Origin of the sequence: Litoribacterium kuwaitense (assembly GCF_011058155.1) — a bacterium.
Lineage (GTDB): Bacteria > Bacillota > Bacilli > Bacillales > DSM-28697 > Litoribacterium > Litoribacterium kuwaitense.
Genome location: NZ_JAALFC010000006.1, coordinates 68616 through 84862, shown reverse-complemented (window position 1 = coordinate 84862; position 16247 = coordinate 68616). Strand labels below are relative to the sequence as shown.

The following is a 16247-nucleotide window of genomic DNA, read 5'->3' as shown; positions in this document are numbered from 1 at the left end:
TACCTCGCCTAAAAACGCGCATGAAGGAACGACCCATTCCTTCGCTTGTGTCTATCATGGTCCCACTTCGCAATGAAGCAGCTAACGCGACCGCTTTAATAAAAAATTTAAAGCAGTTAAGCTATTGGAATCTTGAAATTCTTTTGCTCGATGATGGATCTGAGGACGAAACGTATACATTGCTACAGGATGCGATAGGGCGTGACCAACGTTTCACACTTATCAAAGGAAAGCCGAAGCCACCGGGATGGATGGGTAAATCATATGCCTGCCATCAGCTTTCGCAATTGGCTAACGGGAAATATTATCTCTTTATTGATGCTGACATCCGCTTAAATCGGGATACGATCCAGTATGTTATTCATCATTTAAGTAAAAAGAAGGCTGGACAGCTTACTGGTTTTCCTAAATGTCCCACTCCAGTCTTTTTAAGTCGCCTTCTCGTACCAATGCAACATTTTGTCGTGCTATTTCATTTACCGATTTGGTTCGCAAACCATACAACATTTCCCGCATTTACAGCCGCACACGGTGCCTTTATGGCCTTTGAGCGTAATAGCTATCACACGGTCGGTGGTCACACAGCTGCTCACGATGCGCTTGTCGAGGACATGACTCTTACGCGGGCAATGAAATCTCATGGACACCGTGTGTTGTTAATGAATATTGCCTCCGAAGTGACTTGCTATATGTATTCGAGGAATATTGACGTTTGGAATGGCTTTCTAAAAAACACGTTTCCAGGCATCGGACGATCTTACATACTGGCCGTCTTGATTTCGTTCGTCTATTTGACACTCTATGTTTTTCCACTCTTCATTCTCGGCCTTACCCTATTTGAGATGGGCACCATTCAATTGGCACTTATGGCTTTACTGTTTATTTGGCTGCAACGTGCGTTTGTCGACTGGCTAATGGGTCAGAAAAACTTTAATTTCCTACTGATGCCTTTATCAGCTGCAGCCATGGTCAGCATCCTCATTGCTTCCATGTATAACGCCTGGCGTCGAAAAGGATATATTTGGAAAGGTAGGCAGTACTCTTGAAAACAGATGTCATTATTATTGGCGGAGGTCTTGCTGGTCTTGCGGCAGCAATTACGCTACAGCATGGCGGAGCTTCTGTCTTGCTTCTCGAAAAAAACAACTATCTTGGTGGGAAAATGCGCCCCTATCAACTTGGCACGCACACATTTGATTACGGTCCAAATACGATCACGATGCCACACGTATTTGAAAACATCATTGCCGAAACTGGCAGAGATCCTAAAGACTACGGCATCACCTTTAAAAAGTTGGATGTTTATACACGTAATAATTTTGCTGACGGCCGTCATCTCGATTTCACGACGTCCATTGAAGCCATGGAGGAACAGCTTACAGCACTCGACCCTTTTGCCGCCCAACATTATCGGTCATATATCCTGGAAACAAAGCGATTGTATGAGCTGGCAGAGCATGCGTTTTTGAACAACGCTTTCTTTTCTTGGAAGGATATGCTTTCACCCACGCTCACTTCATCGTTCTTAAAAGTCCGTCCCTTTGAATCGCTTGCCCATTTTAATACGCGTTATTTTAAGGATCAGAACGTGATCAATGCATTTCATCGGTATGCGACCTATATCGGATCATCTCCCTTTAAGACCCCTGCGACGTTTGCTCTCATTGCCTATCTTGAACTCGCCAAAGGGGTCTATTATGTCAATGGAGGCAATACGAAAATTGCTGACGCTTTTACACAAGTCGCTAAGGAAACAGGCGTACAGATTCAAACAGGAACGAAAGCAAGAAAGATTCACGTAGAAAATAAAGTGGCAAAGGCGGTTGAGACAGAAGCTGGCGATGTCATTGACTGTCGCCACGTCTTAATGAATGCGGACCTTTTACATGCGTATCCTGAGCTCGTCAACGCTGAAGACCGCCCGACTTTTTCAGATCAAAAGGTCGCTCACTATCCACCTTCCATCTCTGCTTTTGTCATTCTTGCCGGTCTGTCGAAACGATTAAATGGACTACTTCACCATAACGTTTTTTTTCCAAAAACGTATGCAAATGAGTTTGCTGACCTCTTCGACAATAGCACTTATCCGCAACAACCTGCCATTTATGTCAGCAATTCAAGTGTCACAGATCCAAGTCGGTCACCAGATGGGGATAATCTATTCATTTTAGTCAATGCTCCTCCACTTTTATCAACCACAAAGACACAAGATGAGCTCGAACGTTATAAACAATTTATTTATAAACAACTACATGACCGTGGTCTCCCTATTCACTCTCACCTTGTATGTGAAAAAATCATTGCCCCCAAAGATTTACAAAACATGACCGGGGCTTATCATGGGGCCATTTATGGAATGAGTTCAAACCGTAGGCAAGAAGCCTTTTTCAAACCTTTTAACAAGGCAAAAGACATTCAGAATTTATTTTTCGCCGGAGGTTCTACGTTCCCTGGCGGCGGTTCACCAATGGTCGTGCGTTCTGGCTATAATGTCGCCAAGGCGATTCTTCATCATAGATCGTAATGAGTGGACTTCTAAACGATGTCACGCAAATCATAATAAAGGTGTAGACAAATCTGGAAAAGACTTTGTCTACACCTTTTTCGTGTCCGCTTAGTATCATCCTCGCCTGAAAACCCTAGTTAGCCTATGTGCCAAGGAGAACGGCGGCTCAAGTATTCATTGATCAGAGGATAAGCAAGCCTTGCTACTCGTCAAAATGAGAAAGCAAGCATAAGCAAATGGGTGAGCTTCAATCGCCGATCACGACTGTTGGAAGACGGGCGGCCATTTTTACAATTTTGCTAAAATGAATTGCTTTTCCGTCTGACTTACAAAATGACGTTTTGTAAACACTTCATATCTACCTGCACGAATTTTATCGAGAATGGCCCGATACACATATGCTGATCCTTTAATGGCTTGGCGCGAATAAGCTGGATAGAGATGCACAGTCGTTAACGCTTCATCATAAAGAGACTCAGCGCGTGTGGCGATCGTTTCCCAGACGATTTGAAATTTAGTAGAAGGGGTGGCACTTTGAGCCAGCTCATAGAGGTCAACATGATGTTCATTTAAAAGCTGCTGGGGCAAATAAATTCTCCCGCGGTGCAAATCTTCTCCTACATCACGTAAAATATTTGTTAACTGCATCGCTTTTCCAAGCTTAACCGCATCTTTTTCAAGCAAATCTCGTGTATCTGGAGCCAAAAATGGCAGGAGCATTAAACCAACTGTGCCAGCGACATAGTACGAGTATTGTTCGACGTCCGCCAAGGTTAAAAAAGGCTTTGGTTCAATATCCATACGTTGTCCTTGAAGCATGTGACGAAATGGAAGTGGGTCCATAGCAAACTGATCAAATACATCAGCCAGTGCGACCCAAATGTCTCCTTTAGGCGTCCCGCCGCTTAGAAAATGTTCAAGCTCCTCCTCTAAATGCGCTAAATCGCGAGCCGGTTGGTTTCCCTCATCTACGAGATCGTCAGCGTAGCGACAAAATGCATATACCGCCCAGACTGCTTTTTTCTGCCGGGAAGGAAGTAATGAAAAAGCTTTATAGAATGATTTAGAATGAGTCATCATCATTTGCTTGCATTTTTGATAAGCGCGTTCTGCTTCACTCATCCGAGTTCTCCTCTCCCCCATTGGGCTGGTTTTTGCATCATTTCGTCAGCCAGAAGCTTTGCACCTTGCATGACAATCGGTATCCCACCGCCTGGATGGATCGACGCACCGACTGCGTACAATCCATCGATCGGCAAAGGCTTCATTTGGGGACGGAACATGCCCGATTGCTTCAGAACAGGTGCGATACCAAAGCTTCCTCCTTCAAAAAGGCCATCCGCCTTTGCATCTAAAGGCGTTTTCACATCTCGCCAAACGATATGTTTTTTAAATTCAGGAAAAGCCCTTTGTTCGATTTGTTCTTCAATCATCGAAGCAAAACGTTCCTTTTCTCGCTCCCAATCCACTCCATCTCCGGAAGGCACCGGAACGAGAACGTATAAAACACTATGTCCCTCAGGTGCCAATGTACTGTCAATGGCTGAAGGGTAGAACGTATAAAATGACGGATTGGTTGGGAGCTCTTTCGTCTTAAACACCTGTTTCATATGATACAAAAACTGTTCTGGCAAAAAGAACTGATGCGTCATCTTATTTTCATAATGAGTAGACAACCCGTAATAAAGTAAAAAGCAACCTGAAGAGGGGATAAATGAAGGTGCTCTCTTTTTCATATGTCCTAACAAATCGTACAATCGCGGTAATTCACCGTTAAAGATGACTTTGTCATAGGTTTCTTCACGCGCTTCAGAACGAACCCCTTTAACACCACTTGCGTCATAGTCTATCTTGTTGATCAACTCATTAAAATGAAAGCGAACGCCCCGCTCCTCCAAAACGCTTTTTAATAACGACGCCAATCCGGCATAACCTTTTTTCAAATAATACAAGCCATGTGCATGTTCACTATATGGAATTAACGAATACAGTCCTGGCGATGACATTGGATCGCCACCAATGTACAGCGTTTGCAGGCTATAAGCATCAATGAGCTTCTCATTTGAGAAATACGAGGCCGCTCGTTGCCTAACAGATTGATAGGCTTTTAACTTAAAAAGAGAGTGGAGCATTTTCGGGTGGAAAGCAGAGCTACGTCTTGAAAACGAACGATTTAAAAACATTGCATCGCCAATCTCATAATGCTGCTTCATATCTTTCATAAACTGTTCAAAATAACGAACATCTTGAGGAAAGACTCGCAACAGTTCTTCCTTCTGTCTGTTGACATCTGGATATTTCACATAGGAGGTGCCATCAGGGAAACAAATTTGATAAAGTGGATCGCACTTAATTAAGTCGAGCTCTTGGCGTGCAATTCCTCCTTGTTCAAGAATGGAAAGCAGCATTTCCGGCAGCAGCACAATCGTCGGGCCGGCATCAATTTTATATGGACCCCGCTGCAAGTAGCGAAGCCGCCCTCCTGGCTCGGACTCGGCTTCATAGATATCAATCGTAAACCCTTCCTTCGATAAAAGGAGAGCTGTCGTTAAGCTACCAATCCCACTACCTATAAAAGCAAGCTTCACATGAATCCCTCCTTGACGCCTCGCCCTTGTTCTAAGATCCCTCGTGCTGTAATGCGCGCAGACTCAAGGATCGTCGGAAGACCACTGCCAGGGTGCGTCCCACCACCCGTCAGCCAAACGTGCGGAATATGTTTAAACCGGTTATGCGGACGAAAATACATCATTTGCGAAAGCTGATGACCTAAATTAAACGTCGCTCCATAATGGACTGCATACTCACTTTCCCACTGTGTAGGTGTTAGCATTTTTTCTGTAACAATATGCTCACGGAGACGAGAAAATTGTGGTTGCTTCTCTAAAGTAGCAAGCACTGCATCGCGAAAACGAGGCCCTACATCCTCCCAGTGGATGTCACTCAAATTATTAGGTACGGGTGCGAGAATATAGAGTGCCGATTGTCCTGAAGGCGCAAGTGTCGGATCAGTCACAGATGGATTTTGTACATAAATGGACGGATCGTCAGGAAGAACGAGTGATCCTGTAATTTGTTCAACATTTCGCTTATAATCCTCGGAAAAAAAGATCGTATGGTGATGCGTGTCATACAATCGATCAAGTCCAACATACAGCATAAACGTTGAGCACGACCACTTTTTCTTCCGCAAACGTGCAGGCGTATATTTTTGGACTGCCCCTTCTGGAAAAAGATGCTGCATCGCATGCCCAAAATCAGCATTAATAATCACTTCGTCAGCTTCAACGCGCTCACCATTTTCAAGTAAAACGCCTGTTGCCCGGCCTTGATCCATAAGCACTTGACGAACACCACAATTTGTATGAATCTCCCCTTCATTCTCTTCAATAACTTTTGCCATCGCTTTTGAAAGCTGATTGACGCCGCCGATCGGGTGAAAACACCATATTTATGTTCCATAAATGACAAAATAGAAAAGGCACCCGGACATTCCCACGGAGACATACCTAAGTATTTTGCTTGAAAAGAAAAGGCAAGCTTTACCCGCTCATCGGTAAAATAATCAGACAATACATCATACACACTTTTTCCCAACGATAATTGAGGAAGTGCTTTCAAAAAGCGCCAACGCCCATAATCTAGTATGGAATCATGCTTATTTTGCAAAATAGGAAGCAAAGCGTTCCACTTTTTCTCGATTCCTTCCATAAATCGTTCATACCCTTGAACGTCCGCAGGGGAAAAAGATTGCATCGCCTCCTTCATCAAATCACGATCGCGATACATCGAGATGGATTCCCCTTGAAAAACAAGGTTGTACATCGGAGACAACTCAATCAATTTGAGATAATCGCTCATTCGCCTTCCAACAGCCGTAAACAACTCATCAATAATGTATGGCATACTCAAAAAGGTTGGCCCTAAATCAAAGGTGAAATCACCTAATTGCAAAGCTGAATTACGTCCACCGACCGTCGGCTGCTTTTCATATATATATACGTCACAGGATGCAGCTGAAAGAAGCATTCCACTCGCCAGCCCTCCCGGACCAGCTCCAACAATGACCACCTTTTTTTTCAACATACGATCTCCTTCCATAGCAATGCAACCTTTGGCACATGTTCCAAAATCATTAGCCTCAAAATATATAATTTCCTGTTCCGTTTTCCCCAATTTATTAAAAGAAAAACCTCAAATATAAAACAGCCTAGCGATATGACTAGGCTGTTTATTACGTCGATAAACGTACGTTATATGTTTCAAGCCAATGATTCATCTGTCCTAGATGAGCAAGTAGCTGTGGTCCCTTCATTAATTGACCAAACCAAGGCGTCTTTATTTCCTCTGCATTCCCCTCTAAAAGCTGTTCTACCGAACGTCTATCCAATACATCGAATAACGGAGCATTGGCATCATTGCAAATATCTTTTATCCATTGCTGGACAGCCGCTGTATATGCTGGGTGGTGGGTTTTCGGATATGGACTTTTTTTCCGATAAAGCACATCATCAGGCAAAACCCCTTCAAGTGCTTTTCTTAAAATTCCTTTTTCTCTCCCACCGTGCATTTTCAGATCCCAAGGAATGTTCCACACATACTCAACGAGGCGATGATCAGCAAAAGGCACGCGAACTTCTAAGCTGGCTCCCATACTCATCCGGTCTTTTCGATCAAGCAGTGTCGTCATAAACCAAAGCATATTGATATAAAACAATTGGCGACGCTTCGTTTCCTCCTCATTTTCCCCTTCTAAAAGCGGCGTTTCTTGAACGGTCATGTCATATTGCTTCTGTACGTAGCCTTGCAAATCCATATGCTTACGGATTTCAGGACGAATCAGTTGTTCCCGCAATTGTAAAGACGTCATCCATGGAAAATGCCCTTCTCCTGAGGGACGATGAAACCATGGATAACCACCAAATATCTCATCAGCACATTCACCCGACAAAGCAACGGTATGCGTCTTTTTAATTTCCCGACAGAACCATAATAAAGAAGAATCAATATCTGCCATGCCTGGAAGGTCTCTAAATTCAACGGCTTCCTTCAGTAAGGATACCAAGGATTGGTTATCGATCACACACTGGTGATGTCTAGTGTTAAACCGATCGGTCATTTGCTTAATCCAATACCCATCACTGTTCGGCTGAAAATCATCGGCTTTAAAATACCGATCATTATCTTCGTAATCGAGAGAAAATGTGTGTAGCGAGTTGTGTCCATGCTTTTTGTAATAGTCTGCAGCGACAGCCGTGATTCCTGACGAGTCAAGTCCTCCTGATAAAAAAGTTGCCAGTGGGACATCGGAAACGAGCTGGCGTTCGACGGCATCCAAAAACAAGTCTTTGACATGCGCCGCCGTTTCTTCGACATCATGTCGGTGTGGCGCACTTTTGACGTTCCAATAACGCCTGACCTTTAAGCCTTGTCGGCTCCAAATAGCGACATGCCCAGGACGAAGCTCATCGATATCCCGAAATACACCACTCCCTGGGCTCCGTGATGGACCGAGACCGAGCACATCGTGAAGCGAACCAAGATCTACGACCGGCGACACATGCGGATGCGTTAGCAAAGCTTTTATTTCGGATGCAAAAACGAATGAAGAATCTCCGTGACTATAAAAGAAAGGTTTTACTCCAAGGCGATCTCGAGCACAAAACAGCTGCTCTTTTCGCTCATCCCATATCGCAAAGGCAAAAATGCCGTTCAATCGATCAACACAGCCTTCACCCCATTCTATATAACTGATCAACAAAACTTCTGTGTCAGAATGGGATTGAAAGCTGTATCCCCTGTTTAAGAGCTCTCTCCGTAAATCCTCCGTATTGTAAAGCTCACCATTATAAACGAGGGCAAAGTGCTGATGATCAATCTTTTTTATCATAGGCTGCCCGCCCCCAGCCAGATCAACAACAGCAAGCCGACGATGGCCCAAGCTAATATGAGTTTGGCTCCAGAAACCACTGGCATCCGGCCCTCGGCTGGTCATCGTTTGTGTCATGGTTCTGGTCGCCTTTTCTTCACTTTTGACATTTTGTTGCCAATCTGACCAACCGCTAATTCCACACATGCGCTATCGACCATCCTTTTTGAAAAAAGTTGTAGCCTTCCGCATCAGATTCTGAACAACCGACGCCTTTGTTGCGCAATCAACATTTAGGCCGACAAAACCGTTCGCATTACGACCGGCGACCGCGAGTGGCATCAAATTTACAGACATCATCCGAAATAGGCCATAGCATAGTATATGTAAAAAACCGGTCAGGTTGACTGTCCGCAATAGAAAGGTGAGGACTTCTTGTGAACTACTCACCACTTAGCTTCGCTTGAAGATAAGACTTCTTGGCAAAAACGTTAAAAATTCACAGAACGTATGACAGATCATTCGTTCACAGTTGTGCAAAACGTCCTTCCCTAATGCAAAAGTATAACAAAAAGGACACTAAATTTATGTAGCGTCCTCTGCAAAGTCATTATGGAGTGTATGTTGCTTCCTTCTTACCTTCCAGTTCCGACTCCCATATAAACTTATCGTCACCATTGATTAAATACTCGATGTTTGGAATGACAAAGTCAGCTAAAGATTGTAGCTCCCGCTCAGAACCAACACCTGACAAAACACCAATACCGTGCCCGACTTCACCATTTTTAGCTGTTTGTAAATCTACGAGAGTATCGCCTACAAAAGCGATCTCTTCATTTTCCAGACCAAATTGTTCGCAGAACTTATCTACAATTTGCGAGCTTGGTTTCTTCTCGAAAAGATCACTCGTCCCTAAAAATTGAATGTCATTTTGAACGCCTAGATGCTTTAAGCATAAAACCGTCGTATCAAAATCATCAGCTGTAGCTATTCCAATGATCATTCCCTTTTGCTTCAGAGCTGAAAATAGTGCTGATAGGTCGCAAACAGGCTTAACACAATCGATGGATTCTTGGGTTTTGACGTATATTTTGTCGGCCATCCATTGCTCCAAAAAGGGTATGTTTTCTGGTAAAATGGCTTGAAAAGCCTGTGCCATATCAACGGTTGTTCCACTTGCCAAAAGCCCTTTTTCGTCAACCTTATCATCATTTAACCCAATAGCTAGACATAATCGGTTCTTTAGCGCTTTATTCCCCGTCTCACCAATTACATCGAGGATGTCATCGATGACCTCGTTCATCACTTTAATCCATACAGTACCAAATTGTAATAGAGTACCATCTTTATCAAATAGAATACCTTTAATTCCCAAATAAATTCATTCCTCTTTTATGTATAGTTACTCGCTCACTACGTCTCACACAAGCGACAACGTAGGATCAACCGTTCACGATCTCAATGCCTTCACTTGTATATTTTTTCAAAACTTTCTCTGACAATTTAGAATCGGTAATAATACGATCAACACGATCGAAATGGCAAACTCTTAGTAAGGAAGCTACATCAAACTTGCTACTATCAGCTAAAACGACACAGTTCCTAGAGCTTTCGAGCATTTTCATTTTAACTTGAAATTCACCCATCCCATAATCGGTTAACCCTTCAATTAACGAAATCCCACTAATACTCATAAAGAATGTATCAATACTAAAGCCCTTAAAGAAATCTTCCGTCAAATGCCCTACCATACACAATTCATCATTTCTTAGCACACCGCCTGGTAAAATGATCGTGTAATTAGGCATTTCAGCAAGCTCGTTTGCAATCAATAATGAGTTGGTTAAAATCGTTAATCGTTGAAATTTTTCCTTTAAAGCTCTCGCAAACTCCGTATTTGTCGTACTCACATCTAACGCAATCGATTGCCCTTCAGAAACATAGCGTGTAGCAATGTCAGCAATCTCTCTTTTTTCATCAATATACTTTGTTTCTCGGAAAGTAAAATTTTCTTCTGGGCTGTTTAAATCATCAATAACAGCACCCCCGCGCACCCTACGTAAATAACCTTCTTTTTCTAAAAACTCTAAATCTCTTCTAATGGTTTCCGTCGAGACACCGAAAGTTTTAGTGACTGTTGACACTTTTAATGATTTATTTTTCCGCAATAACTCCATGATTTTCTCATGACGGTCATACATTAACACTAGATTCACCAACTTTTAATCATATAGGTATGTTTAATTACTAACATAATAACACAACTTCACACACCTTCCCATGATCAAACTCCTATTTTCCCATCTAAGTCAGTTACTTTGAGTTTCTTACGGTAAACGACCTTGGAAAGCAGCACACTGCATTCATATAGAAAAAGTAATGGGATAATCACGAGAATATCCGACAGAAAATCAGGTGGTGTAATGAGTACAGATATTACCACAAGAATAAAGTACGCATATTTTCTTATTTTTTGTAGGCGATAAGGGTTTAAAATGCCAATGTTTGTTAAAAACATGATCACCGCTGGGAGTTCAAATAAAAATCCAAATGGTAGCGTCATATTGATCAGAAAACGAAAATACTTCTCTGCTGTAAAAAAGTTCATAAACATATCTTCTGATAAAGAAAGCAGGAAATTGAAGACAATTGGAAAGATGAGAAAATACCCGAAACATAACCCTAAAATGAATAAGATAAACAGTGCAGGGATGTAGGCTAATGTTGCTTTTCGTTCGTCACCTTCTAAAGCTGGGCGAACAAAGAGCCACACTTGATGCGCTGCTACAGGAATCGTTACAGCAATCGCTACCACACTAGAAAGCATGAGATATACCCATAAGATGTCCCCGGGGCCTAAAACAGCTAATTGAATCGGAAAGTCTTGAACAATCCAATTGTAAATATCTTTGACGAAAATAAACCCCGCGATAAAAAATACAATAAACGCTCCTAAAGTAATGATTAGCCTTTTACGCAACTCATCTAAATGTCCAATCACATTCATTTTCTTTTGCCTCATGACTACCACCTCAGAAAAAAGAAAGATGCAAGCAGTGAACTACTCACACCTCACTCGATTAGATGATCAGATGCTTTTTTCGGTCTTCTGATTCGGTTGGTCTTTTTCTAGTTCATCATCTGAAACTAAGTCTCTCGTAGATTTTTTAAATTCTTTTAAAGTTGATCCGACAGCACGACCAAGCTCTGGTAATTTTGAAGGACCAAAAACAATGAGAGCAATCACGAGCACGAGGATTAAACCGGGAATTCCGATGTTCAATGGCATAATGTAAACCTCCTACAATTTTTAATGACCGTTGTCTTCATTTACTCGGCACTTCTAACCGAAAATGTCGCTGAAGCTACAGCATCATAGCCACTGCCATAGAAGTAAACCATTTTATACGTAACGCCTTCCTTAAATCTGTCTGGATATTTGTTTTCTTTTGGATCGTACGTCAATGATAGCTTTCCATTTTCAGGCTGCGTATACATCCACCAAATGGAAGGGAGGCCGGTACCAGGAGTAACGTCTTCTTCGTATACTCCAATCCAGTCATTTTGCGGAGTCCTTACATGTTCTACAATAACGTCAAGCACACCTTCCGTTCCGTTAAGTGTTTCTTTTGATAAAGTGATTTTGACCTCATCACCTTTTACCGTTTTTCCTAACACTTTTAATGAGTTTTGACTAACTTTTTCATAAGAATCGATTGCATGAACTTCAATCTCATAAGTTGTATTAGGCTTTAACCCTCTAACTGGTAATGGTAATGGGTTAGGTACTGGATCTTTATAGAATTCAGAAAAAGCAAGAAACTCATTCGCCACTTCTCCTGTTTCTACATCCCTCGCTACGATTTTATAATCATGAACATTAAGATCGTCGGTCGCTTGGTTCACCAAAATGCCTAAGCTTGTCAACGTCGTCATCTCTGGATCAATAGACACCATCGCATCTCTTGTAAAAAAAGGTGCTTTTTTATCGAGATGCTCGTTATATTTAAATTTGTTCGTCTTAGCAGGGTAACGAATCTCAAATGGCTCCCCAGTCCAATCATCGTTATGAATATCACGTCGCTTAATGATGACTTTGTTTTTATGAACCTCTACAATCAAAGCTTGATTTAAGAAACTTGCGCCCACGGGTACTTCTCCTTGAATCCTCCCTTTATCAAGCCATATGTACGAACCTGTTGAAGACCCGATAGAAGTAAAATCTTTTTGATGGATAATTCTTGGGTCGTCTAAAGGATAATGCGTATGACCAGAAAAAGAGATGACTTGTGGGTATGGTTTTAATGCATTATATAAAATTTCGTTGTTGTCATAACTATACTGACTTCCATAAATCGTGCCTTCTAACGGGAAGTGATGGAAAACAAAGATTGGCTTTTTCCAATCGTCCGCATTAGCTTTTTCAAGCCTTTTTTTCAACCATTCAATTTGCTTTCCTGAATATTGTCCTTGAATAGTTTCCGTACCGAGGAGAATAAAATGATAGCCTTTAATGACCTTATGGACATAAATAGACTCCATGTTTGTTTTGTCGCAAAACCGCTGTTGAGAACCTTCCGCTGATAAATCATTCCAATATTCATGGTTACCAATAGTAAACATTGATTCAGCGTTTGTTTGTCTATATTGATTGTAGAGGTTCATAAAGTGATCGTATTCTTCTACTGTCCCATAATCTGTTAAATCACCATTGACAATAAAAGCATCTTGATTGGGGACTTCTCTGTTAAGTTGTTCTAATGTGTTTTGAAAATAGTTTAAACCGCCACCTTGTGGGTTAATATGCACATCACTAATAACTGGAAATACTAAATCTGGCCCCTTACCATTTGATTTCATCACAGAAGACTTTGAAGCAGCTCCTGCAGGAAGACTATTTAATGTTCCTAATAGTGTTAATCCAAGAGTAGCTCCAGCGACTTTCGATGTCTTTTGAATAAAAGTACGGCGATCCATTTCATTTTCAAATATACTGTTTGTCACCTTCGTACCTTTTTGCGGTTTGTTGTCGCTCATGATAAATTTCTCACTCCTCCAGTGTCTTATCCATCACTTGAACAAAAATTCGAAACTTAGTCCTCAAAGACTTCACACAAAACAAATGTATTAGAGACCTTTAGCTTTTATGATGACCGCTAAAAATCCTCCAAAAACACAAAAAGCCTTAATTTCCCTCCTTTCAACTCGAATAATACACTTGAATTGTAAATAATTCATTGATCGTGTGTGAAGTTTTGTATATATGTTTCAAATTCACAGTTCTCCTCGACAACAAACCACAAATTAACTACTACGTTACGTTTATACACCTTAATTGCTTTGCAAATGTCTTTTGATTCTCACCGCAACAATTTCAAGTAAAACAGCAAATGTTAAAATGTATAGTGTAATGGCTCCAACTTCATGTAAATCTAAGTAAAAGCTACTTGCCATAAACATATCAAAACCGATTCCACCGGCTCCGGCAGCAGCTCCCATCGCAACAGCTACGCCAAAGTTAATTTCAAATCGTAGAAACGTCCATGAGATGAGATAAGTAATGGAGGATGGTATGACTGCTTGGAAAACAATTTGCCACCAATTGGCTCCGCTTCCCTTTAATGCTTCAATGACCCCTTCATCAATTTCCTCAAACGATTCCGAATACGCTTTAATCAAATAACCGACAGAGTGGAACGTCATCCCAATGACAGCCGCCACACTTCCCAAACCGGCAGCTACTGCAAAGATTAACACCCAAAGTACCGTTGGGATTGCGCGGATAAATGAGATAAAAACTTTAATGATATTAGAAATTCTCGGTGACGTTAAGTTTTGAGCTGCAAACAACCCTAAAAATAGAGAAACAACCGCACCTATCAAAGTCGAAAGCATAGCTAAGCCGATCGTAATTGTGACTTGATAGAGTCCTTCCGTAAAAGTAAAGCTGCTTAATCGTGGTTCAGTAAACATCGTTTTAAAATTATCTAATGTTAATAAAACCCCTTCAATTAAACTTACACCTTTATAATCAAAAGTTAAAAATCCATAGATTGTGAGTGCGACTAAAACAAGTAAAGTCATTCCAATGATAAAGGACGCTTTATTGAAGGGTTTAACGATCGTTAGTTTTGATTTATTTGGACCACGATTCGGTTCAATGCTCGTAGGTTCGCCAAAAGCCATTACAAAATCACCCTTCTCACATAGTTTGAAATGATCTCTAAACATAAGATTGTTAATAAAATAACGATAACGACTAAGCTCGCTGAGTTGTAGTCTAAGCCTTTATAATAGAGATCAAACGAAAAACCGATGCCTGTTCCCGTTAAAATTCCGACTAACGTCGCACTCCGAATGTTTGTTTCGACCATAAAAAGCAGCCAGCTCATCATTTGCGGAATACTTGACGGAATAACGGAATGAGCGATCGTCGACGTATAGCTTGCTCCTGTTGCTTGTAGCGCTTCAACAGAACCACCACCGACTTCATCGATTGTTTCAATAAATGCACGTGTTAAGAAACCAAATGAGACAAAAAACAGAGCAAAAAACCCTGTTAAAGCACTTTGCCCAAATGAGAAAAGGAGGATTAATGACCAAACAGCAACGTCGATGTTACGGAACAACGTAGCGATTCCTCGGCTGATTGTACTCATAAAACCATTTAATTGAGTCGTTTTAGAACCAAATAAAGAGAAGACTAATGCAAATATGGAAGCCAACGTTGCAGCTGCTACCGATATAAGCACTGTCTCGATCAACTTTTCCATAATGTTAGGAAGCTTTTCTAATGAAGCTTCAGTTGGATAAAAATTTGTCAGCCCCCAGGCGATGGCTTTTGGAAAAGAGGTAAAGCCGTGAACAATATCATATTCTGTAATGATGATTGCCCCATAAGTTATCGCTAATAAAACGGTAATGAGGAGGATTGATTGGATCCTTTTTCGTAAAAAGAATTTATCCTGTAGCATGTTGTCCCTCTGCACCTCCTGCTTCCATCAAAAGATCACCAGCTTCTGACCCGTAAATTTGATGAATTTGATCAACAGTAATATTATCAGGCGATCCATTGTAAACAATTTGCCCTTTGCTGACCCCAATGATCCGGTCTGAATACTTTAAGGCAACATCCACTTGGTGCAAGTTGGTTAAGACTGTAATACCCATCGTTGTTGAAATTTCTTTTAAATAATCCATAATGATTTTTGATGAGCTTGGATCTAACGAAGCAATGGGCTCGTCACAAAGTAACATTTTTGGATTTTGTACTAATGCGCGCGCAATACCGACGCGCTGTTTTTGCCCACCACTGAGCTGGTCACTACGTTTATACATTTGCTCTTCTAAACCGAGAAGCTTTAAAATTTTCATGGCCTGTTCTTTTTCTTCAACCGTATACAAACCTAAGATTCCTGTAAGCGTAGATTTATAACCTAATCTACCGTGAAGAACATTTTCAATGACGCTTAAACGGTTGACTAAGTTATAATGTTGAAACACCATTCCAACTTTAGTACGTGCCTTTCTCAGCTCTCGTTTTTTTAATTTCATCATGTCCGTTCCGTCAAAAATGACTTCTCCACGACTCGCATCGATCATGCGATTAATTGTCCGAAGAAGCGTTGATTTCCCCGCTCCCGACGGACCAATAATAGAAACAAACTCACCTTCATTCACTGAAAAGTTCACATCAGATAAAGCGAGTGTATTATTGCCGTAGTCCTTACTCACTTGATTTAATTGTAGTAATGAATTCATTAAAAAACCCCTCCTTATATTTGAGTAGATTTAGCACCTTTTCCGAACCAAAACCTAGCATCATGGAGCATTTTATTTGACTGATAGAACAAAAGGCAATCAGCAAACCTG

At 41.3% G+C, this 16247-nt stretch carries 13 protein-coding genes and 1 pseudogene; 2 read left to right on the top strand and 12 right to left on the bottom strand.

The genetic code is table 11. From position 1 onward, the window contains the following. The first annotated feature begins 20 nt into the window (after positions 1-20). On the top strand, positions 21-1046 hold the full coding sequence (locus G4V62_RS06015; RefSeq protein ID WP_281358006.1) for a glycosyltransferase family 2 protein: 1026 nt from the start codon (positions 21-23) through the stop codon (positions 1044-1046). Further along, positions 1043-2524, top strand: coding sequence for a phytoene desaturase family protein (locus G4V62_RS06010; RefSeq protein ID WP_165200207.1), 1482 nt, complete (start codon positions 1043-1045; stop codon positions 2522-2524). The genes G4V62_RS06015 and G4V62_RS06010 overlap by 4 nt, the downstream gene beginning before the upstream one ends. 270 nt (positions 2525-2794) lie before the next feature. Here the strand turns inward: G4V62_RS06010 and G4V62_RS06005 are convergent, their stop codons facing one another. The 12 genes and pseudogenes from G4V62_RS06005 to phnC all read right to left on the bottom strand — a co-directional run bounded on the left by G4V62_RS06005 (position 2795) and on the right by phnC (position 16136). After that, positions 2795-3628: a phytoene/squalene synthase family protein gene (locus G4V62_RS06005; protein WP_165200205.1), complete on the bottom strand. Its 834-nt coding sequence runs from the start codon at positions 3626-3628 to the stop codon at positions 2795-2797. Beyond that, positions 3625-5094, bottom strand: a complete 1470-nt coding sequence (locus G4V62_RS06000) for a phytoene desaturase family protein (protein WP_312855440.1) — start codon at positions 5092-5094, stop codon at positions 3625-3627. The genes G4V62_RS06005 and G4V62_RS06000 overlap by 4 nt, the downstream gene beginning before the upstream one ends. After that, a pseudogene (locus G4V62_RS05995) lies at positions 5091-6592 on the bottom strand (phytoene desaturase family protein). Before G4V62_RS05995 ends, G4V62_RS06000 begins: the two are co-directional and overlap by 4 nt. A gap of 148 nt (positions 6593-6740) precedes the next feature. Beyond that, positions 6741-8582, bottom strand: a complete 1842-nt coding sequence (asnB, locus tag G4V62_RS05990; RefSeq protein WP_165200203.1) for an asparagine synthase (glutamine-hydrolyzing) — start codon at positions 8580-8582, stop codon at positions 6741-6743. A 403-nt stretch (positions 8583-8985) separates the two neighbouring features. Further along, entirely contained in the window at positions 8986-9750 is a 765-nt protein-coding gene (locus tag G4V62_RS05985) for an HAD family hydrolase (RefSeq protein WP_165200201.1), read from the bottom strand. 67 nt (positions 9751-9817) lie between these two features. Then, positions 9818-10591 (bottom strand): DeoR/GlpR family DNA-binding transcription regulator, encoded by a 774-nt coding sequence (locus tag G4V62_RS05980; RefSeq protein WP_312855439.1) that lies wholly within the window; start codon positions 10589-10591, stop codon positions 9818-9820. A 68-nt stretch (positions 10592-10659) separates the two neighbouring features. Then, a complete protein-coding gene (gene tatC, locus G4V62_RS05975; protein WP_165200199.1) occupies positions 10660-11397 on the bottom strand; it encodes a twin-arginine translocase subunit TatC in 738 nt (245 codons plus the stop codon). 66 nt (positions 11398-11463) lie between these two features. Next, positions 11464-11664, bottom strand: a complete 201-nt coding sequence (locus tag G4V62_RS05970; RefSeq protein WP_165200197.1) for a twin-arginine translocase TatA/TatE family subunit — start codon at positions 11662-11664, stop codon at positions 11464-11466. Between the two features lie 41 nt (positions 11665-11705). Further along, positions 11706-13412, bottom strand: a complete 1707-nt coding sequence (locus G4V62_RS05965; protein ID WP_165200195.1) for a metallophosphoesterase family protein — start codon at positions 13410-13412, stop codon at positions 11706-11708. A 294-nt stretch (positions 13413-13706) separates the two neighbouring features. Then, positions 13707-14561, bottom strand: coding sequence for a PhnE/PtxC family ABC transporter permease (locus G4V62_RS05960; RefSeq protein WP_165200193.1), 855 nt, complete (start codon positions 14559-14561; stop codon positions 13707-13709). Next, complete coding sequence (locus G4V62_RS05955; protein WP_165200191.1) at positions 14561-15349, bottom strand: PhnE/PtxC family ABC transporter permease; 789 nt, start codon at positions 15347-15349, stop codon at positions 14561-14563. The genes G4V62_RS05960 and G4V62_RS05955 overlap by 1 nt, the downstream gene beginning before the upstream one ends. Next, positions 15336-16136, bottom strand: a complete 801-nt coding sequence (gene phnC / locus G4V62_RS05950; RefSeq protein WP_165200189.1) for a phosphonate ABC transporter ATP-binding protein — start codon at positions 16134-16136, stop codon at positions 15336-15338. The genes G4V62_RS05955 and phnC overlap by 14 nt, the downstream gene beginning before the upstream one ends. Positions 16137-16247 lie beyond the last annotated feature (111 nt).

Bases quoted from the DNA above. Each gene is read 5' to 3' on its own strand.
- G4V62_RS05970 (WP_165200197.1), bottom strand. From the start codon at position 11,664: ATGCCATTGAACATCGGAATTCCCGGTTTAATCCTCGTGCTCGTGATT.
- G4V62_RS06015 (WP_281358006.1), top strand. From the start codon at position 21: ATGAAGGAACGACCCATTCCTTCGCTTGTGTCTATCATGGTCCCACTT.
- tatC (WP_165200199.1), bottom strand. From the start codon at position 11,397: ATGAGGCAAAAGAAAATGAATGTGATTGGACATTTAGATGAGTTGCGT.
- phnC (WP_165200189.1), bottom strand. From the start codon at position 16,136: ATGAATTCATTACTACAATTAAATCAAGTGAGTAAGGACTACGGCAAT.
- G4V62_RS06005 (WP_165200205.1), bottom strand. From the start codon at position 3,628: ATGAGTGAAGCAGAACGCGCTTATCAAAAATGCAAGCAAATGATGATG.
- G4V62_RS05955 (WP_165200191.1), bottom strand. From the start codon at position 15,349: ATGCTACAGGATAAATTCTTTTTACGAAAAAGGATCCAATCAATCCTC.
- asnB (WP_165200203.1), bottom strand. From the start codon at position 8,582: ATGTGTGGAATTAGCGGTTGGTCAGATTGGCAACAAAATGTCAAAAGT.
- G4V62_RS05965 (WP_165200195.1), bottom strand. From the start codon at position 13,412: ATGAGCGACAACAAACCGCAAAAAGGTACGAAGGTGACAAACAGTATA.
- G4V62_RS05960 (WP_165200193.1), bottom strand. From the start codon at position 14,561: ATGGCTTTTGGCGAACCTACGAGCATTGAACCGAATCGTGGTCCAAAT.